This is a genomic window from Nocardia sp. NPDC051750, from assembly GCF_044453135.1.
Lineage (GTDB): Bacteria > Actinomycetota > Actinomycetes > Mycobacteriales > Mycobacteriaceae > Nocardia.
Genome location: NZ_JBITCK010000003.1, coordinates 411,531 through 430,372, shown reverse-complemented (window position 1 = coordinate 430,372; position 18,842 = coordinate 411,531). Strand labels below are relative to the sequence as shown.

The 18,842-nt window shown below is 69.3% G+C and carries 21 protein-coding genes; 15 read left to right on the top strand and 6 right to left on the bottom strand.

Going from position 1 to position 18,842, the window contains the following annotated elements:
- Positions 1 to 46: 46 nt before the first annotated feature.
- Positions 47 to 1,222, top strand: coding sequence for a precorrin-3B synthase (cobG, locus tag ACIA75_RS15680; RefSeq protein ID WP_397104257.1), 1,176 nt, complete (start codon positions 47 to 49; stop codon positions 1,220 to 1,222).
- Positions 1,223 to 1,382: 160 nt separating this feature from the next.
- On the opposite strand, the gene ACIA75_RS15675 is transcribed toward cobG, so the two are convergent.
- Positions 1,383 to 2,234 (bottom strand): oxygenase MpaB family protein, encoded by an 852-nt coding sequence (locus ACIA75_RS15675; protein ID WP_397104255.1) that lies wholly within the window; start codon positions 2,232 to 2,234, stop codon positions 1,383 to 1,385.
- A gap of 236 nt (positions 2,235 to 2,470) precedes the next feature.
- On the opposite strand from ACIA75_RS15675, the gene ACIA75_RS15670 reads away from it, so the two are divergent.
- The 4 genes from ACIA75_RS15670 to ACIA75_RS15655 all read left to right on the top strand — a co-directional run bounded on the left by ACIA75_RS15670 (position 2,471) and on the right by ACIA75_RS15655 (position 6,261).
- The gene (locus ACIA75_RS15670) at positions 2,471 to 3,598 is read left to right on the top strand and encodes an NDMA-dependent alcohol dehydrogenase (protein WP_397104253.1); all 1,128 of its coding nucleotides are present in this window, start codon (positions 2,471 to 2,473) and stop codon (positions 3,596 to 3,598) included.
- Positions 3,599 to 3,644: 46 nt separating this feature from the next.
- Positions 3,645 to 4,730, top strand: a complete 1,086-nt coding sequence (locus ACIA75_RS15665) for a dihydrodipicolinate reductase (RefSeq protein ID WP_397104251.1) — start codon at positions 3,645 to 3,647, stop codon at positions 4,728 to 4,730.
- Between the two features lie 65 nt (positions 4,731 to 4,795).
- A complete protein-coding gene (locus ACIA75_RS15660) occupies positions 4,796 to 5,521 on the top strand; it encodes a FadR/GntR family transcriptional regulator (RefSeq protein ID WP_397104249.1) in 726 nt (241 codons plus the stop codon).
- A 68-nt stretch (positions 5,522 to 5,589) separates the two neighbouring features.
- Positions 5,590 to 6,261, top strand: coding sequence for a sterol desaturase family protein (locus ACIA75_RS15655; RefSeq protein WP_397105339.1), 672 nt, complete (start codon positions 5,590 to 5,592; stop codon positions 6,259 to 6,261).
- Positions 6,262 to 6,264: 3 nt separating this feature from the next.
- Here ACIA75_RS15655 and ACIA75_RS15650 read toward each other — a convergent pair whose 3' ends face one another.
- Entirely contained in the window at positions 6,265 to 6,690 is a 426-nt protein-coding gene (locus ACIA75_RS15650; RefSeq protein ID WP_397104247.1) for a nitroreductase family deazaflavin-dependent oxidoreductase, read from the bottom strand.
- Positions 6,691 to 6,786: 96 nt separating this feature from the next.
- Here ACIA75_RS15650 and ACIA75_RS15645 point away from each other — a divergent pair, with 96 nt between their 5' ends.
- Complete coding sequence (locus ACIA75_RS15645; RefSeq protein ID WP_397104245.1) at positions 6,787 to 7,197, top strand: PPOX class F420-dependent oxidoreductase; 411 nt, start codon at positions 6,787 to 6,789, stop codon at positions 7,195 to 7,197.
- 147 nt (positions 7,198 to 7,344) lie between these two features.
- Here the strand turns inward: ACIA75_RS15645 and ACIA75_RS15640 are convergent, their stop codons facing one another.
- Positions 7,345 to 7,950: a lipocalin family protein gene (locus ACIA75_RS15640; RefSeq protein WP_397104243.1), complete on the bottom strand. Its 606-nt coding sequence runs from the start codon at positions 7,948 to 7,950 to the stop codon at positions 7,345 to 7,347.
- A gap of 98 nt (positions 7,951 to 8,048) precedes the next feature.
- Between ACIA75_RS15640 and ACIA75_RS15635 the strand changes: the two genes are divergently transcribed.
- From ACIA75_RS15635 to ACIA75_RS15610, 6 genes are all read left to right on the top strand, one after another.
- A complete protein-coding gene (locus ACIA75_RS15635; protein WP_397104241.1) occupies positions 8,049 to 8,414 on the top strand; it encodes a hypothetical protein in 366 nt (121 codons plus the stop codon).
- An 87-nt stretch (positions 8,415 to 8,501) separates the two neighbouring features.
- Positions 8,502 to 9,344, top strand: a complete 843-nt coding sequence (locus tag ACIA75_RS15630) for a MerR family transcriptional regulator (protein ID WP_397104239.1) — start codon at positions 8,502 to 8,504, stop codon at positions 9,342 to 9,344.
- 149 nt (positions 9,345 to 9,493) lie between these two features.
- Positions 9,494 to 10,819: an NAD(P)/FAD-dependent oxidoreductase gene (locus tag ACIA75_RS15625; protein ID WP_397104237.1), complete on the top strand. Its 1,326-nt coding sequence runs from the start codon at positions 9,494 to 9,496 to the stop codon at positions 10,817 to 10,819.
- Entirely contained in the window at positions 10,816 to 11,541 is a 726-nt protein-coding gene (locus tag ACIA75_RS15620; RefSeq protein ID WP_397104235.1) for a DUF1365 domain-containing protein, read from the top strand. Before ACIA75_RS15625 ends, ACIA75_RS15620 begins: the two co-directional genes overlap by 4 nt.
- Entirely contained in the window at positions 11,538 to 12,806 is a 1,269-nt protein-coding gene (locus ACIA75_RS15615) for a class I SAM-dependent methyltransferase (RefSeq protein ID WP_397104233.1), read from the top strand. Before ACIA75_RS15620 ends, ACIA75_RS15615 begins: the two co-directional genes overlap by 4 nt.
- Complete coding sequence (locus tag ACIA75_RS15610) at positions 12,803 to 13,762, top strand: SDR family NAD(P)-dependent oxidoreductase (protein ID WP_397104231.1); 960 nt, start codon at positions 12,803 to 12,805, stop codon at positions 13,760 to 13,762. The genes ACIA75_RS15615 and ACIA75_RS15610 overlap by 4 nt, the downstream gene beginning before the upstream one ends.
- Positions 13,763 to 13,766: 4 nt before the next feature.
- Here the strand turns inward: ACIA75_RS15610 and ACIA75_RS15605 are convergent, their stop codons facing one another.
- Positions 13,767 to 14,189, bottom strand: coding sequence for a PPOX class F420-dependent oxidoreductase (locus ACIA75_RS15605; protein WP_397104229.1), 423 nt, complete (start codon positions 14,187 to 14,189; stop codon positions 13,767 to 13,769).
- 139 nt (positions 14,190 to 14,328) lie between these two features.
- On the opposite strand from ACIA75_RS15605, the gene ACIA75_RS15600 reads away from it, so the two are divergent.
- From ACIA75_RS15600 to ACIA75_RS15590, 3 genes are read left to right on the top strand one after another with little or no spacing between them, the layout of a single operon-like run.
- Positions 14,329 to 14,964: a precorrin-8X methylmutase gene (locus ACIA75_RS15600; RefSeq protein ID WP_397104227.1), complete on the top strand. Its 636-nt coding sequence runs from the start codon at positions 14,329 to 14,331 to the stop codon at positions 14,962 to 14,964.
- Positions 14,961 to 16,628, top strand: a complete 1,668-nt coding sequence (locus ACIA75_RS15595; protein ID WP_397104225.1) for a precorrin-2 C(20)-methyltransferase — start codon at positions 14,961 to 14,963, stop codon at positions 16,626 to 16,628. Before ACIA75_RS15600 ends, ACIA75_RS15595 begins: the two co-directional genes overlap by 4 nt.
- A 52-nt stretch (positions 16,629 to 16,680) precedes the next feature.
- Positions 16,681 to 17,205 (top strand): PadR family transcriptional regulator, encoded by a 525-nt coding sequence (locus tag ACIA75_RS15590; RefSeq protein WP_397104223.1) that lies wholly within the window; start codon positions 16,681 to 16,683, stop codon positions 17,203 to 17,205.
- A 189-nt stretch (positions 17,206 to 17,394) separates the two neighbouring features.
- On the opposite strand, the gene ACIA75_RS15585 is transcribed toward ACIA75_RS15590, so the two are convergent.
- Together ACIA75_RS15585 and ACIA75_RS15580 are read right to left on the bottom strand one after the other, a co-directional pair.
- Positions 17,395 to 18,168: a cobalt-precorrin-6A reductase gene (locus ACIA75_RS15585; protein WP_397105337.1), complete on the bottom strand. Its 774-nt coding sequence runs from the start codon at positions 18,166 to 18,168 to the stop codon at positions 17,395 to 17,397.
- Complete coding sequence (locus tag ACIA75_RS15580) at positions 18,165 to 18,788, bottom strand: hypothetical protein (protein WP_397104221.1); 624 nt, start codon at positions 18,786 to 18,788, stop codon at positions 18,165 to 18,167. Before ACIA75_RS15580 ends, ACIA75_RS15585 begins: the two co-directional genes overlap by 4 nt.
- Positions 18,789 to 18,842 lie beyond the last annotated feature (54 nt).

Below are 18,842 nucleotides of genomic sequence, written 5' to 3'. Positions count from 1 at the left end.
CGCCGGTCGACCGGCACACTAGCGGACCTCGTATCCTGGTCGGGTCATGTCACGTACCACTGCCGACTCCTGTCCCGGTGTCCTCCGGCTGCACGAGGCCGCCGACGGACCGCTGGCGCGGGTCCGGGTGCCCGGTGGCCGGCTGTCCCCCGCGCAGGTCCAGGCGCTCGCGGAGGCCGCGCACCGCCTGGGCGACGGAAATATCGAACTGACCTCGCGCGGCAACGTGCAGTTGCGGCAGGTACGCGATGCCGGCGCGCTCGCCGATCTGCTGGGGGCGGCCGGGCTGCTGCCGAGCCGGACCCATGAGCGAGTCCGCAATATCATCGCGTCCCCGCTGACCGGGCGGATCGGCAACTATCCGGATATCCGGCCCCTGGTGTCCGCGCTCGATGCCCGCCTGCTCGGCGCACCGGCGCTGGCCGATCTCCCGGGGCGGGTGCTGTTCACGGTGGACGACGGCCGCGGGGATGTGAGTGGCCTGCGCCCGGATATCGGAGTGCACGCGCTGGACGCCGACCGGTTCGCCCTGCTGCTCGCCGGCCGGGACAGCGGCGTCCGGATACCGGCTGCCGGCGCGGTGGATTCGCTGGTGGCCGCCGCGCACGGTTTCCTCGAACTCGGCACCGGCCAGTGGCGGTTGCACGAGGTCGAGAACGGCGTGGCACGGCTGACCGAACTACTCGGCCACTCCCCCGGCGCCGAACGGCTGGAGTTCGCCGACACCACCGCACCACCGATCGGCTGGCTCCCGCAGGACGACGGGCTGGTCGCGCTCGGCGCCGGTGTGCGCCTGGGTTCGCTGCCCGCCCGGACCGCCGAGTTCCTGGCCGCGATCGAACGTCCCCTCCTGATCACTCCGTGGCGCAGCCTGGTCGTCACCGATCTCGCGGAGGGAGCGGCCGAGCAGGTGGTCCGGGTGCTGGCCCCGTTGGGCCTCATTTTCGACGCCGCCTCACCGTGGCTGCAGATCACCGCGTGTGCGGGACAACCGGGTTGCGCCAAATCCCATACCGATGTCCGGGCCGACGCCGCGGCCGCGGTCGAATCGGGCCGTACCACCGCCGGTACCGCCGAAGCCCCGGCGATTCCGGCGGAGCGCGTGGTCACCGCGGGACGTCAGCACTGGTCGGGGTGCGACCGGCACTGCGGCCGGCCGGCGGGACAGGTCACCGATGTGATCGCCACACCGGACGGCTATCGGGTCACGCCTGCCCGGTAGGTGAATCGGCGCGCGGAACGGGCACGACTTCCGCGCCGGCGGGACCCGCCCGCGGCCGACAGCGCGCGAGCCGCCCCTTGCACGCGAGCATTTCGGCCTACGCAGGTTCACCGGTGTCGCATAGCATCGGTCCCGGCGGGCGCCCTCCCGCACAGGGCGCTCAGGCCGTGCGCACCCGCTTGATTCCCGCGTAGGCGCGGGGCGCGTAGCGCAGTCGCTCCGGGAGCAGCGGCCAGATCGTGCGCACCGTGGTCGCGAAGAGCCCGAAGAGCTGCTGATCGCGCGGGGTCCACCGCAGATCGAGGATGTCGCGGGCCCGCTCGGGCATGAGCGCGTTGGCCAGCCACACGTTGAATGCCATGACCGGCCGCCAGATCACCGACCACACCGGTTCCGGGATCCCTGGCATCGCCGGAATCCGGACCCTGCCGAGCCGCAGCGCGAAATCGGTGGTCGCATTGGCTTCCAGCACTTCGTCGATGGTGCGGTTCCAGTATTCCGCGAACTCGGCGTAATTCGACACCACTACCCGGTCGGACAATCCGTACATCCGCCACCAGGTGATCCCCTCGGCGATCAACTGATCCTTTTCCGCGTCGGTGAGCGGAGTGCCGAAATGTTCATTGACGGCGAGAGTGAGTTCGACGAAGGTGGCGTGCGTCCACCAGTACACCTCCGGGTTCAGCGCGTGGTAGCGCTCGCCGCGCGAGTCGGTGCCTTTCAGTGGGCGGTGGTAGTCGCGCACCCGGCCGGCCTGGGCTTCGGAATCGGCGTCGTAGATCATGCCCTGGATCTGGGGCAGGGAGCGGATCAGGCGGTCCCAGGGATCGGCGAAGAAGTTCGAATGGTCCTGGAGGGCGGCGCCGACGGCCGGGTGCATGTTCTGCAGGATCCCGGTGCGGCCCAGAAACAGCATGTTCCGGAAATCGCCGGCATATTTCCAGGTCAATGAGCCGGGCCCGATCGGCGCACCCACCGGGGCGGATGTGACGGCGGTGTGCGGAGCACCCACGATCCGATCTCCTTGTCTACACGGAGTGAAACTTTGAGACGTATATTAGTTCACCGTCTCACCCTCTCGGTCGGTCGGGTACGGGAGAACACTGTCCGCGGCCGATCGGCGGCCGGTCGCGGTTAGACTGTCGTATCGTTGTCCGGACTGATGTCCATACAGATGTTCATGAGGGATCGACCCGTGACCCGGCGATGCGGCAGGGTTCGGGGCGCGCTGACGAAAGCGAGTACACGATGAAGACCAAAGGCGCTCTCATCTGGGAATTCAACCAGCCGTGGCAGATCGAGGAGATCGAAATCGGCGATCCGCGCAAACACGAGGTGAAGGTCGCGCTGGAGGCGGCGGGGATGTGCCATTCCGACCACCACCTGGTGACCGGCGGCATCCCTATGATGGGATTCCCGGTACTCGGCGGCCACGAGGGCGCGGGCAAGGTCATCGAAGTCGGCGAGGCCGTCGAGGATCTCGCCGTGGGCGATCACGTGGTGCTGTCGTTCATCCCGTCCTGCGGGAAGTGTCGCTCGTGTCAGGCCGGTTTGCGCAACCTCTGCGACCTGGGCGCACTGCTGCTGGCGGGCACCTCGGTGACCGACGGCTCGTTCCGCATCCAGGCCCGCGGCCAGGACGTCTACCCGATGGCACTGCTGGGCACCTTCTCCCCGTACATGGTGGTCCACGAGAGTTCGGTGGTGAAGATCGATCCGTCGATCCCGTTCGAGGTGGCCTGCCTCGTCGGCTGCGGGGTCACCACCGGATACGGGTCGGCGGTGCGTACCGCCGATATCCGGCCCGGCGAGGATGTCGCGATCATCGGTCTGGGCGGGGTCGGGATCTCGGCCCTGCAGGGCGCGGTCCACGCCGGAGCCCGCTATATCTTCGCGGTCGACCCGGTGCCGTGGAAACGCGAGCAGGCGTTGAAGTTCGGCGCGACGCACGCCTACGCGACCATCGAGGAGGCCACCGCGGGCTGCGCGGAGATCACCTGGGGCGGGATGGCCAAGAAGGTGATCGTCACCGTGGGCGAAGTCCACGGCGAGGACGTCGACAGCTGGATGGGTATCACCGCCAAGGCCGGCACCTGCGTACTGACCGCCATGGGCAATCTGACCGACAACCAGACGACGCTGAACCTGTCCATGCTCTCACTGCTGCAGAAGAACTTGCAGGGCACCATTTTCGGGGGCGGCAACCCGCACTACGACATTCCGCATCTGCTGTCGATGTACCAGGTGGGCAAGCTGAATCTCGACGATATGGTCACCCGGCAGTACCGGCTCGAGGAGATCAACGACGGCTACCAGGACATGCTCGCCGGTCGCAATATCCGCGGAATCATCCGATACACCGACGCCGACCGCTGACCCGGCGACGCAGCATCCCGCCGAGGCGCAGCGCAAAGGAGTAGATGTGAGTTACCGGGTCGTCCAGTGGGCCACCGGATCCGTGGGCAAGGCCGCACTGGAGTGCATTCTCGATCATCCGGACCTCGAACTGGCCGGCTGCTGGGTGCATTCGCCGGACAAACACGGACGGGACGCCGGGGAGTTCATCGGCCGCGCGCCGGTCGGCGTCACGGCGACGAACGATATCGACGAGATCCTCGCGATCCCGGCCGATGCCGTGGTCTACGCGCCGCTGCTGCCCCGCCCGGACGAGGTCGCGGCACTGCTGCGGTCCGGGAAGAACGTGGTGACGCCGGTCGGGTGGTTCTACCCGACCGGCGACCGGGCCGCGCCGCTACAGCAGGCCTGCTACGACGGCGGGACCACCCTGCACGGCACCGGTATCGATCCCGGCGGTGTCACCGAGGTGTTCCCGCTGATCCTGTCGGCCATGTCGTCGGCGGTCACTTTTGTGCGCGGCGAGGAGTTCTCCGATATCCGGAGCTACGGTGCGCCCGATGTGGTCCGGCACATCATGCGGTTCGGCGCCGATCCCGCCGAGGCGGCGGCGGGACCGATGCAGAAACTGCTCGACGGCGGGTTCCGCCAGTCGGTCCGGATGATCGTCGACACCCTCGGTTTCACCGTGCCACCGGAGATCCGGACCGTGCACGAAATGGCGGTGGCGACCGCACCGATCGACTCGCCGATCGGGACGATCGAACCGGGACAGGTGGCCGGTCAGCGGTTCCACTGGGAGGCGGTCGTCGGCGGTGAGACCGTGGTGCGGATCGGAGTGAACTGGTTGATGGGTCAGCAGCATCTCGATCCGCCGTGGGACCTGGGCGCGGCGGGTGAACGTTTCGAAATCGAGGTCGAGGGCGACCCCGGTACCTTCGTCACCATCAAGGGCTGGCAGGCCGAACCCGGCGATCCGGTGGACCGGAAGAACCCGGGAATCGCCGCTACGGCCGCCCACTGTGTCAACTCGATTCCGTATGTCTGCGCGGCCGGGCCGGGAATCCGGACCTCGGTGGAGCTGCCGATGGTGGCCGGTCGCGCGCATCCGAGGTTGTTGCGGGCGGCGGCGAGCGGAGGCAGCGGCGAATAGCAACCCGCACCGCAACTGGTATGACCACTTGACCTCTTACCAATAAGCGGCCTAGATTCGACCTCATGGCTCTGAAACGGATCGCCCGGCGGTCGGTGCCCGACGAAATCTTCGATCAGCTCGTCGACGACGTCCTCACCGGCGAGCTGCCGCCCGGATCGGCCTTGCCCGCGGAACGACAGCTGGCCGAAGCGCTCGGCGTATCACGACCCACGGTGCGGGAGGCCGTCCAGCGGCTCGCCCGCACCGGCCTGGTCGATATCCGTCAGGGCGGCAGTACCACCGTGCGCGATCCGCGTCGCCACGGCGGGCTGGAACTGCTGCCCCGGCTGATCTTCCGGGGCGGCGAACTCGACCACGGTGTGGTGCGCAGCATCCTCGAAACCAGAGCGTCGCTGGGCAGGGAGGTCGCCGGGTTGGCCGCCCGGCGCGGCGGCGCCGAACTCGGTGCGGCACTCGCGGCCGCGGCAGACGCTGTGGCGGAGCACCAGGATGCACTCGGACGGCAGCGTGCAGCGCTCGTGTTCTGGGACCGCCTCGTGGACGCGGCCGATTCCATCGTGTACCGCCTGTTGTTCAACCAGTTGCGCGGCATCTACGAACCCGCGATGGCCGCACTGGCCGGCGTGATGGATGCCGAGGTCGGACAGCCCGATCGCTATCGCGCGCTCGCCGCTGCCGTCGTCGCGGGTGATTCCGATACCGCCCGCAGCCACGCCGAAGCGCTGCTGTCGGCCGCCACCGAGGAATTCGACGCGCTGTTGAGCCGTCTGGAGCGGAGCTCACCGTGAACATCTCCGAATCACTCCGGGCCCGGCAGGCCCGGCACTCCGAAATCGACCGTCTGGCCCATCAACGGCTGTCGGCCGACGAGGCGCACGCCCGGCGCACACGACTCACGCTGCGGCAGGTACTCCGTGGTTTCGTGCGCGCGCCGTCACCGTGGGTAATCCTCACCCTGCTGGCCGGCGCAGCGACCGCCAGAATGCTGGTGGGCGACTGGCGGATCACCGATGCCCTGGTCCCGGTGCTGATGATCGCGGCGTTCCCGTTCGTCGAATGGATCATCCATGTGTGCGTCCTGCACTGGCGGCCACGGACCCTCGGCCGGTGGCGGGTCGATTCGCTGCTGGCCCGCAAGCACCGCGAACATCACGCCGATCCCAGACGCTCCGAGTTGGTCTTCATCCCGTGGCAGACCTTCCTGTGGTTACTGCCCGCGCTCCTGGTGATCGCCTTCCTGGCGTTCGGCCGTCCCGGTCTCGCCCTGACCTTTCTGACCGGTGTGGGGGTGCTCGGGCTGGTCTACGAGTGGACGCACTACCTGGTCCACACCGATTACCAGCCGCGCGGTGCGGTACTGCGCGCGGTGCGGCGCAACCACCGGCTCCATCATTTCAAGAACGAGCACTACTGGTTCGCGGTCACCACCGCCGGCACCGCGGACCGGGTCCTGGGCACCTATCCCGATCCCGCACGAACCCCCAACTCCCCCACTGTGAAAGCTCTCCACGCACCGCACGCGAGCTAGTGCTCACGCCCGGCGCAACGCCAGCACCGGAATGGTGCGGATACCGCGGGTCTTCTCCTCGTATTCGGCAAAACCCGGATAGCGGCCGGCCTGTTCGGCGTAGATCCGGTCCCACTCCGCGCCCGTCACCTCCGAGACGGAGACCGCATAGCTCTCGGTACCGCGCTCCACGGTGGCCCGGCCGGCGGTGACCAGGTTGTAGTACCAGTCGGGGTTGGTCGGCGCACCGGCTTTGCTCGCGAAGACATAGATCAGGTCGCCGGGATTCTGCTCGTCGGGCATGTACATCGTCGGCGTCACCGCCTCGCGGCCCGACTTCCGGCCGCGATGGTGCAGCAGCAGCATCGGCGCGCCCTCGAACGGTCCACCGACCCGGCCCTCGTTGTCCCGGAACTCGGTGATGATCTGAGTATTCCAGTCGTCTGCCATACCCGGATTATGCAGTGATCCGGTCCGCGGTACCGGTTCCGCTCGGCGTGTGGCGCTCGTTTTCTCCTCGTCGGCGGGGCTGTCAGACTACAGATCATGGCCTTCACCGACGACCCCGACGGCGACCAGTTCTTCGCCCTGCGCACCTTCCGCGCGGACGGTTCGCCGGTCACCACCGCGATCTGGCTCGCACCGGCCGGAGGCCGCTGGTACGCATACACCCCGGGACGATCCTGGAAGGTCCGGCGGATCATCGCCGACCCTCGAATCGAGGTGGCCCGCTCCACCTTCGACGGCACTCCGACCGGGCCTTGGCGCGCCGGAACGGCTCAGGTGCTACCACCCGGCCGGCGGCAGACCGCCGCGCAGGCGCTGAAAGCTAAGTACGGCAACAAGTTCCGGATCTTCGTTCTCACCACCCTGCTCGGCAGCGTGCGCCGCCGCGGCGGGCGCGCGGTGGGCCTCGAGCTCGACATCCCGGACGGCCTGCCCCCGCTGCGCCGGTGAGAAATCAGCCGGGGCCCGTCCACGCCGGGAATCGGGACCTGACGTTCCGCGCGAGCAGACGTTCGGCCCCGGCGCCGCGTCCGGCGCTACGTATCGGCCGCCGGCCAACCTGTCCGAGGTGGTGGGCCGGCGGGCAGGTAACGGTGTTCAGCGCAGGCACAGTGGCGCGATATCGGACCGGCCGCCGGAGGTCGGAGAGCTCAGGTACATGCACGGGCTCTGGCCGGCCGCGGTGATTTCCGCTCGGATCCGATCCCAGGTGGGCGCGTCGAGTGCGACGTCACGGGCCAGGACGAAACCCGAGAGCCGGCTGGGGTCGGTGACCAGCGCCCAGGAATAGTCGGGGGCGAGCGCGGTGACGATGTAGTTCGTGGGACCGTCGAGCCCGTCCTGGCCCGGCACCCCGGGAAAGCTCACGTGCAACTGCGCCCGGGTGACGGGGTCGTTCACCTTCGCGGTGCCCCGGATCTCGTTGCGGCCACCGGACCAGGTGACGCACTGGTTGTAGACGCCGATATTCCCCTGCGGGTCGAGGGTGTACTCGGCCCGGGTGTCCCGAGCGCATTCCAGGTTGAACGGTTGCGGAACGGCGGCGAGCTGGTTCCAGGTGCCGAGATAGCGATCGAGGTCCAGGGCGGGTACGGGAGCGGGACCGGTAGGCGCGGCGCCGGCTCCGCCTGTGGTGACGGCACCGAAGGCGATGAGGGCGGCGACGAGGCCGAGTGCCCGGCGAGCTGCTCGATGGGTGGTCACGATTACTCCTCGTGAATCGGTGTGGGTGATGGGTGATTACTACCACCATATAGATGCATAATCGATGCGTACACCATCGACGACATTCAGGAGGACCGATGGCGACCGACACCCTCGCGCGACTGACGGGCGTGGCCACCGCGTGCTACGGCGCGGCCGTCGCGGTGCGCCCCGCTCTATTGTTGACGCCGTGCGGCTGGAGCGACGACGATCCGGCCCGGCGTGTCCTGACCCGCACCACCGGATTCCGCGACCTCGCCTCCGGTCTCGCCATCGCCCTGGCGCCCACCCCCAGCGCACTGCAAATGGCCCTCGCCGGCCGGGTCGCTGCGGATTTCTCGGATGCCGCGGTCCTGGCCGCGGCCCTGCGCGGGCGCCCGGAACGCGGCAAAGCCGTCCTCGTCGCGGCGGGCTGGGGGCTGCTGTGCGGCGTATCGGGCCTGCTCGCGACGCGGGAACGGTGACCGTGGCGACCGGGCCCCGGCGTGCGAGCGGTCCGCGAAGGCCCGGGCCCTGCCGGGGCCGGACGCCGCAACGGGCAGAATAAGACGATGCCCGCCGGTTCCCCTCCCGCCGACCACGCGGCCGGGTACACCGTCCGCGCGGTCGCCGATCGGCTCGGCATCCCCACGGCGACACTGCGAAGCTGGAACCAGCGCTATGCCATCGGCCCGTCCGGGCACCGGCCCGGTACCCACCGGCTGTACACCGAGGCCGATATCGCCCAGTTGCGGTTGATGCTCGAGCTGGTCCGGGACGGTGCCACGCCGGCCGGCGCCGCGGCGGTGGTCCGCGCTCCCGCCACCGGCCCCGGCGATCGCGATTCACTGCTGAGCGCGGCGTTCCGCCTCGATCACCCTTCGGTGACAGCACAATTGAACGCTCACCTCGACACCCACGGCGTAGTGGACACCTGGGAGAACCTCTGCCGCCCCGCTTTCGGCGAGATCGTCGCCCGGCAGGAGAGCGGCGAAGGCTGCATCGATGTCGAGCATCTGCTGTCCTGGTGCATCACCGTGGCGCTGCACCGCGCGCAGCCGCCGGACCGGTTGCCGGCGCGGCCGATCGTACTGGCCTGCACCGGGGGCGAAACCCATGCGCTGCCGCTGGAGGTGCTGCGCGCGGCACTGACCGAGCGCGGCGTGGGCGCTCGCATGCTCGGCGCCGATGTTCCCACGGCCGCGCTCGCCGATACGCTCGCCCGGCTGCCGCGTGCCGCCGACCTCGTCCTCTGGTCGCACCACGAATCGACGGCCCTGACCTCGAGCGTGCGCGCCGGGGCCGAGGCCGGAGCGCGGGTTTTCGTCGGCGGTCCCGGCTGGGACGCGGTGATCCTGCCGGCGGGGGCACGGCACCTCACCGGCCTCACGGACGCCCTCACACAACTCGACTGAGCCGCCGGATCTACGCCGGCCCAGCGGCCGGTAACCGCTCATTGCCGGCACACACATTCCACGAGTTTCCGGGCTCGGGTCGCATTCGCTGCATAAGCGATGCATAATCGATGCATGGGCGGCCGCGGGTCGCCGATCGGAGGAACACGATGAACGATCACGACGAATCGGGCCGCACCGAGAGACAGATCGCGGTCGTGGGCAGCGGAGTCGCCGGGCTCACCGCCGCCTGGGTGCTCTCCGGCACGGCCCGGGTGACCCTCTACGAGGCCGATCCCCGGCTCGGCGGTCACGCCGACACCCACGACATCCGCCTGCGGGACGGCCGCACGATCGGGGTGGACACCGGCTTCATCGTGCACAACAACCGGACCTACCCCACGCTGCTGCGGCTGTTCGCCGATCTCGGCGTCACCACCCAGGACACGGATATGAGCATGTCGGTCCGGTGTGACGGCTGCGGTCTGGAGTACGCGGGAGCGTGCGGAATCGGCGGATTGTTCCCGCGCGCCGGATCGCTTCTGCGCGGCCGGTACCTGCGCCTGCTCACCGAAGTACCGCGCTTCCACCGGCTCGCGCGCGCCGAACTCGCCGGCGATCCCGCCGAGGCGCTCACCCTCGGCGAGTTCACCGGCCGAGCCGGGTTCTCCGACTACTTCGTCAGCCACTTCCTGACGCCGCTCGTCTCCGCGGTGTGGTCGTGCGATCCGCGCACCGCCCTCCGCTATCCGGCCCGCTACCTGTTCACCTTCCTGGAACACCACGGCATGCTGACGCTGTTCGGCTCGCCTACCTGGCGCACCGTCCGCGGCGGGTCGGCCGGCTATGTGCGGGCCGTCGCCGACCGGCTCGCGGTGGTGCTGACCGGCACTCCGGTCCGGACGGTGCACCGCCGCGGCGACGGAGTCGCGATCCGCGACGACGCGGACGAGGTCCGGGTCTTCGACGCGGCGGTGATAGCCACCCACCCCGATCAGGCGTTGCGAATACTGGCCGAACCCACCGTGGCCGAACGGCGGCTCTTGGCCGCGATGCCCTACTCGGTCAACCACACGGTGCTGCACACCGACACCTCGGTGCTACCGCGCGCCGCCCGGGCCCGAGCCTCGTGGAACTACCGCCTGCCCGGCTGCGCGGCGACGCCCGACCGGGTGCTCGTCAGCTACGACCTCACCCGCCTGCACCGCCTGGACGAACCGGCCGCACCCCGGTTCCTGGTCACCCTCGGCGACGAGGACCGGGTGGCCCCGGAGGCGGTCCTGGACCGCATGGTCTACGAACATCCCCGATACACACCGGAATCGGTGGCCGCGCAAGGTCGTCTCGCCGAACTCGGCTGCTCCCGCATCGCCTTTGCCGGCGCCTACCACGGCTGGGGTTTCCACGAGGACGGTGCGCTGTCCGGCGTCCGCGCCGCCGAGAAGCTCGGTGCGCACTGGCCCGGCCGGATCCTGCGTCCCCTTCCCACGTCATGACCGCCCGGCTCGTGTACACCACGATCGAACACAGGCGCCATGCCCCGGTCCGGCATAAATTTCGGTACCGCAGTTACAGCTGGCTGGTGGACCTCGACGATCCGGCCCCGCCGCGACACCACTGGTTGGGTCCGGTGACCCGGATCCGCGCCGCCGATCACCTCGGCGATCCCCGTCGCAGCCTGCGCGAGAACCTCGACGTGTACCTGGCAGAGCACGGAATCGACCTGCGCGACGGACCGATCCTGATGCTCACCAACGCGCGGGTATTCGGCTTCGTCTTCAACCCGCTCACGCTGTACTGGTGCCGTGACGACACCGGCACACCGGTCTGCGTCGTCGCCGAGGTGCACAACACCTATCGCGAGCGGCATCCGTACCTGCTGCGCACCGACGGAGCCGGGCGGGCCCGGGTCGGCAAGCAGTTCTATGTCTCGCCGTTCAACGCGGTGGACGGCGAATACCGGATGCGCCTACCCGAACCCCGCGAGCATCTGGATCTGTCCATCACGCTGCGCCGCGACGAACCGATCCTGACCGCAACGGTCACCGGCACCTGCCGTCCCGCGACCACGCGCGCGATCCTGCGGGCCGCACTGTCGATGCCGCTGGCCCCGCTCGCGGTCGCGGCACGGATCCGGATCCAGGGCGTGCTGCTCTGGCTGCGGGGTCTTCCGATCGTCCCCCGTCCCCTCTCACCGAGCGAGGAGCAGTCCCGGTGACAACCGATCTGTCCGACCACATCTCACCGGCCCGAACCGGTGTCGAACGCCCGCCGACCGGGCCGCGGACCGCGGTCGCGGCATCCGTGGCCGACAGGCTCTTCCGCCGGGCCGTACGCCGCTTACCGCTGCGGGTGGAATACCCGGACGGCCTGGCCCTCGGCCGCATGCCGGACGACCCTTCCGCACCCCTGCTGGTTCTCCACCGCCCCGGCGATTTCGCCACGCGACTCGGCGCGGCGGGCCTCATCGGCTTCGGCGAGTCCTATATGGCCGGAGAGTGGTCCGCACCCGACCTTGCCGCGGTGCTGACCGTGTTCGCGGCCGATATCGAGAACCTCGTCCCGCCCGTCCTTCAGCGGCTACGCCGGCTCTACGTCGCGAAACATCCTCGTACCGAACGCAATACCCGCCGCGGTAGCCGCGGCAACATCGCCCGCCACTACGACCTGTCCAACGAGTTCTTCGCCCTATTCCTCGACGAGACGATGACCTACTCGAGTGCACTGTTCCCCACGACCACCCCACCGCCCCGGTGGTCGGATCTCGCCGGCGCGCAAGAGCGCAAAATGGACCGGATACTCGACGCGGCACAGGTAGGACCCGGCACCCGAATGCTCGAAATCGGCACCGGGTGGGGCGCTCTCGCCGTCCGCGCGGCCGAACGCGGCGCCACCGTCCGATCCGTAACGCTGTCGGTCGAGCAACAGCGCCTGGCTCGCGAGCGGATCGCCGCGGCCGGCGCAGCCGACCGCGTCCAGGTCGATCTGTCCGACTACCGGGAGATCACCGGCGAATACGACGCGGTGATCTCGGTCGAGATGATCGAAGCTGTTGGATGCGAATATCTAGATACGTACTTTCTAGCTGTACGACAGCTCCTCGCCCCGCGGGGCAGAGCGGCGCTGCAGGTGATCACCATGCCGCACCACCGCATGCTCGCCACGCGAAACACCTACACCTGGATCCAGAAGTACATTTTCCCCGGCGGATTCCTGCCGTCCGCACGCCTCCTCGCGGATACCGTCGGTCGCCATACCGATCTCCGGGTGAGCGAAAGATTCTCGATGGGTGGGCATTACGCGCAAACCCTCCGACTGTGGCGGGAACAGTTCACCCGCAACGCCGCGCCCGCCGCCGACCTCGGTGCCGACCCGGTGTTCCGGCGGATGTGGGAGTTCTACCTCGCCTACGCCGAGGCCGGATTCCGCAGCGGCTACCTGGATGTCGAACAGTTCCTACTCACCCGAGGAGACGAGGAATGATCCACGCGCTCGACGCTCTACTCGACCGGACGATTCTCCCCGGCTACACCCGGGCCGGCTACCACCTGCGCAAAATCTGCTGGGCCGGTGAGGATCCCGCCCCCGGCGCGCTCCGCGGCCGGACGGCGCTGGTGACCGGCGCCGGGTCGGGTATCGGTGCGGCAATGGCGACCCGGCTGGCCGCGCTCGGGGCGGTGACTGTCCTCGCGGTGCGCGATCTCGGCCGCGGCGAGCGAACTCGCCATCAGATCCGCACCGCCGTACCGGGCGCCGACATCCGCCTGGTGCGCTGCGATGTGGCCGAACCGGACAGTATCGACGCCTGCGCCGACGCCCTGTCGGCCGAGTTCCGCACCCTCGACATCCTGGTCCACAACGCCGGTGTGCTCCCGGTGGAGCGGGCCGAGAATTCACGCGGGCACGAACTGACCCTGGCCACCCATGTCCTCGGCCCGCTCCGGCTCACCGACCGGCTCGTTCCGCTGCTCGGCGGGTCGGGCGACGCCCGCATCGTTTTCGTCGCGTCGGGCGGTATGTACGCGCAACCGCTCCCCATCCAGGACCCGGAGTACCGCCGCGGCGAGTATCACGGCGCCACCGCCTACGCTCGCAGCAAACGAATCCAGGTCGCGGTGACACCGCTGCTGGACCAGCGATTGGCCGACCACGGGGTGAGCGTGCACGCGATGCATCCGGGGTGGGTCCGCACCCCCGGCCTCACCGCATCGCTCCCCCGCTTCAGCTCCGCGCTGCGACCCGCATTGCGTACCGCCGGCCAGGGCGCCGATACCGCTGTCTGGCTCACGGCCACCACCCCGGCACCGATGTCGGGGCATTTCTGGCACGACCGGCATATCCGGCCGGAGCATTACCTGCCCCGCACCCGCTACTCCGAGGAGCACCTGCTGTCGATCTGGCAGTACTGCCGGGGCGCGGCGGGGATGCGGGCAGCGTGACGGGTCAGGGCGATGCCTGATCGCTGTCCTTGAAACTGCCCCAACCGTGCCAGCGGTCGATCTCGATTACCGCGGTCGTCCGGGAGCGGACACGATCGGGGTAGGGGTTCCCCGTGTACATCCGGGACATCCGGTCGATATCGGCAAGTTCCGCGTCGGCACGCAGCTCCACAACGCGGCCGATCAGGCTGATGTGGTTGTACCAGTTGCCCTCGTCGAGGACGGTGAGGGTGACCCGCGGATCGCGGCGCAGATGTTTCAATCGCACGCGTCCGTCGTCCATGTTCAGCAGGATGCGACCGTCCTCCCACAGATACCAGGTGGCGGTGGAGACCGGTGCGCCGTCCGATCGCAGCGTGGTGACGGTGCACGGATTGGGGCCGGCGAGCATCTCGGCGGCAGCCGGGGGCAGCGGCGGTGTCGACATTCGGGCTCCTGACCTGTTCGGGGGCGGTGCACCAGTTCTAACGCAGACCCCCGGCCACGGAGAGGAGCCACGCGCGAATCGATGCCGGGTTCCGCACCCGGGACCGCCCCGGCCGCCCGGCCCCGCATAGGGTGTGCGCATGTCCGACACACGCACCGGCTATCTCACCGACGCGGGCGAGATCTACCGCCGATCGTTCTCGATCATCCGTGCCGAAGCCGAGCTCGACCGGTTTCCGGCGGATATCGCGCAGGTGGTGGTGCGGATGATCCACGGCTGCGGCCAGGTGGATCTGGCAGGCGATGTGGCGTTCACCCCCGGTGTCGTGGCGGCCGCGCGGCAGGCACTGCGCGACGGTGCACCCATTCTCTGTGACGCGAACATGGTGGCGTCCGGAGTCACGCGCACCCGGCTGCCTGCCGATAACGAGGTGCTGTGCCTCCTGCGGGATCCGCGGGTGCCGGAGCTGGCGGCCCGCCTCGGGACCACACGGTCGGCGGCGGCGCTGGAACTGTGGCGGGACCGGCTCGGCGGTGCGGTGGTGGCTATCGGCAATGCCCCGACCGCCCTGTTCCATCTGCTGGATATGGTCGCGGCCGGGGCGCCCACGCCGGCCGCGGTGCTCGGCATTCCGGTCGGCTTCGTCGGTGCCGCCGAATCGAAGGACGCCCTGGCCGAGACCACAGGTCTGGAATACCTGACCGTGCGAGGACGGCGGGGCGGCAGCGCGATCACCGCCTCGGCCTTGAACGCGATCGCGAGCGAGAAGGAATGACGGTGCGTACCGGGAAACTCTGGGGTGTCGGGCTGGGGCCGGGAGACCCGGAACTGGTGACGGTGAAGGCCGCGCGGATCATCGCCGAAGCCGATGTGGTCGCGTTCCACAGTGCCCGGCACGGGCGCAGTATCTCGCGGGGTATCGCCGAACCGTATATGCGGGCGGGCCAGCTCGAGGAGCATCTCATCTACCCGGTCACCACCGAGACCACCGACCATCCCGGCGGCTATCAGGGCGCGATCGACGAGTTCTACGCCGCCGCCGCCGAGCGACTGGCCGCCCATCTGGCGGCGGGCCGGTCGGTCGCGCTGCTGGCCGCCGGTGACCCGCTGTTCTACAGCTCGTACATGCATATGCACCGGCGGCTCGCCGACCGCTTCGAGGCGGAGATCATTCCGGGCATCACCTCGGTGAGCGCCGCGACCGCCGCCCTGGGCACCCCGCTGGTCGAAGGCGAACAGGTTTTGACGGTCCTGCCGGGCACCATGCCCCCGGATGAGCTCACCCGCCGCCTCGCCGACAGCGATGCGGCCGCCATCATGAAACTCGGGCGCACCTATCCGGCCGTCCGCAAGGCGCTCGCCGATTCGGGCCGGCTCGATCGCGCCTATTACGTCGAACGGGCCAGCAGCGAACGGGAACGGGTGCTGCCCGCCGGGGAGGTGGACGAATCCCAGGTCCCGTATTTCGCGATCACCATCGTGCCGGGCCCCGAACCGACCACCGCCCTTCCCCACGGGCAGCGTTCCGCGGCAACCCCGTTCGACGGCGGTGCGCGGGACGGCACCGAATCCGGGGAGAACGCCGGTATCGCCGCGGTCCCGTCCACGACCACCGGAACGACCGCACCCTCCCCGACCACCTCTGCCGCCGCCGAGACGGCATCCACCACGCCCGGGTCGAGCGACGACGAAACCGGCGAAGTGGTCGTCGTCGGACTCGGTCCGGGTGATTCCGCCTGGACCACCCCCGAGGTCACCGCGGCCCTCGCCGCCGCGACCGACCTCGTCGGCTACACCACCTATATCGACCGGGTCCCGGTCCGGGCCGGACAGCGCCGCCACGCCAGCGACAACCGGGTGGAATCCGAACGCGCCGCCATGGCGCTGGATCTCGCCCGGCGCGGTGGAAAAGTGGTCGTGGTGTCCTCCGGTGACCCCGGGGTTTTCGCGATGGCGGCCGCGGTGCTGGAGGAATCCGCCGACCCGCAGTGGGCCGGGGTTCCGGTGCGGGTGCTGCCCGGCGTAACGGCGGCGAACGCGGTCGCCAGCCGGGTGGGCGCCCCGCTGGGTCACGATTACGCGATGATCTCGCTGTCCGACCGGCTCAAACCGTGGGAGGTCGTGGCACAGCGGCTGGCGGCGGTGGCCGCCGCCGATATGGCGATCGCGGTCTACAACCCGGGCTCCAGCCAGCGCACCTGGCAGGTCGGCGCAATGAAGGACATCCTGCTCGGACACCGCGCAGCGGACACTCCGGTGGTCCTCGGCCGCGATGTCGGCGGGCCGGCCGAATCGGTGCGGGTGGTGACGCTCGGCGACCTGGAACCCACCGAGGTGGATATGCGCACGCTGTTGATCATCGGTGCCTCCACCACCGCGATGGTCGGCGACGCCGGCGCGCCCCGGGTGTTCACCGCACGGCGCTATCCCACCCGATAGCAGCATCCGATAGCATTCCACTATGGAATAACGTCGGTGGAAGGGACACGTGGTGAACGGCAAACGGAAGCGGCCGCTGAACTCCACGGCCGCCTCACTCCTGGGTTTCCTGCACGAGGGTCCGATGTCGGGGTGGGATCTGGTGAATATCGCCCAGGAACGGATCGGCGACTTCTGGACGATCACCCAGAGTCAGGTCTACCGGGAGCTGGCCACCATGGATGCCGCGGGTCTGGTGGTCAAGGGTGAAACCGGCGCCCGCGAGCGCACCCCGTATCGCATCACCGACGCGGGCCGCGCCGAGTTCGCCGAATGGATCGCCCGCGACCCGAGTGCGGAGACCATCCGCTTTCCGTTGTTGCTCACCCTGAATTTCGGCGGTCACCTCGACCGGGACCATCTGGCCTCGATCATCGACAACAGCCGCAAGATCCACCAGGAACGCCTGGACCGGTACCGGGCGCAGGAGTGTGCGGCGATGCCACCGCACGCCCGCGCCACCCTGGAATTCGGTATCGGCTACGAACGCGCGGTCCTGGAGTGGTTCGACCGGCTGCCGGACCTGCTCGCGTCCTGAGATCGGCCCGCATCGGGAGGGGCCGGGTCCCTCGCCGAGCGGATCCGGCGGCAGCATTCGCCTCGGATACCCGGTTCGAAAAGCAGGCATCACGCACCGTTCCACACGGAGTTGCGCGGTCCGGTGCCGGAGAACTCGGCCCAATCCGCGAATAGCGCAACGGACCGGGCGCCACCTCGGCTGATCCGATTATTTCTCCCAGTCGTCCGGTCCGATACGGTGCGCCGCAGCATATTCCGTTACCCATGCCCGCGCGGCGGCGACCGTGGCCACCTCGACAAGGCCGGGCGGGGCGGGCGGCCGGTCGACCATCACCACCGGAAGTCCCGCATCCCGGGCCGCGACGAGTTTGGCCGCGGTGGCGTCACCGCCGCTGTCCTTGGTGACCAGCACCTCGATCCGGTGCCGGGCCAGTAACGCGGATTCCGCCGCCACCGTGAAAGGTCCCCGGGCGAGCAGGATTTCGTGATGCGGCGGCAGCGCGGATTCGGGTGGATCGATGGCTCGGACCAGATACCAGGGCCGTGGACACTCCGCGAACGCGCCGACCCCCTGACGGCCGATGGTGAGCAGGATGCGGTCACCCAGTTCCGCGGACGTTCGTGCGGCAGTGGCCAGATCGGGTACGCGGATCCACCGGTCGCCGGGTTCGGCGGTCCAGCCGGGGCGATTCACCCTGACCATGGGCAGGCGCAGCGCCGCACTCGCCCACGCGGCGTGCTCGGTCATGGTCGCGGCGAACGGGTGGGTGGCATCGACAAGCAGGTCTATCCGGTTGCCGGCCAGCCAGTTCCGCAGTCCTTCGACGCCCCCGAATCCGCCGACCCGCACCGTCCCGCCGGGGTGGACCGGGTCGGCAACGCGACCGGCGAGCGAGGACACGATCTCGAGTCCTCGCTCGCCGGCGAGTGCGTGGGCGAGTTCACGGGCTTCCCCGGTCCCGCCCAGTAGCAGAATTCTCAGGGCTGACCGCTGAAGTAGGCGACAGCGGAGTCCAGCAGCGGCGGGCCACCGGCCACCGCGAGACCGATACCGGCGCCGATGATCGCGCCCGGAATCAGGCCGATACCCAGGAACAGGAACCCGATACCCGCACCGATGGCCGCACCCACGGCCGCACCCAGTGACGCGTCCTGCAGTTCGTTCATGAACCACTGCTGGGCACCGATGAACCGGGCCTGCGCCGGTGCCCCCGCGACGGGGGTGGCCTGCGGGGTGAGAGTCAGCCGGCTGCTGTCCTTGTCGATCGTGGCGGCGACGGCGACCACCTGATCGCCGGTGCGCTGGCTGAGCGGAATACTGGTGAGGCGCTCGCCGGCGGCATTGGTCAGCACGACCGCGTTGTTCGCGGTGTCCAGCTGGAACACACCCCCGGACACCGTGGTGACCAGCGACTTACCGGCCTCGGCCAGGGCCAGGGTGTAGTCCACGCCGCGATCCTGGCCGGTGACCTCCGGTACCGCGTTCTGCGGCTGTTCGACGGCGGGGGCCGCGGGAGCCGGAGCGGCGTAGCCGGTGCCGGCGGCAATACCGGTGGCCGCGGCCGCCATGATCGCGGTCGCGGCGAATTTCTTGTATTTCACAATCGAGTCTCCCCGTTGCGCGCGAGTCCGTTGACCCACGCTCGGAACGCACAC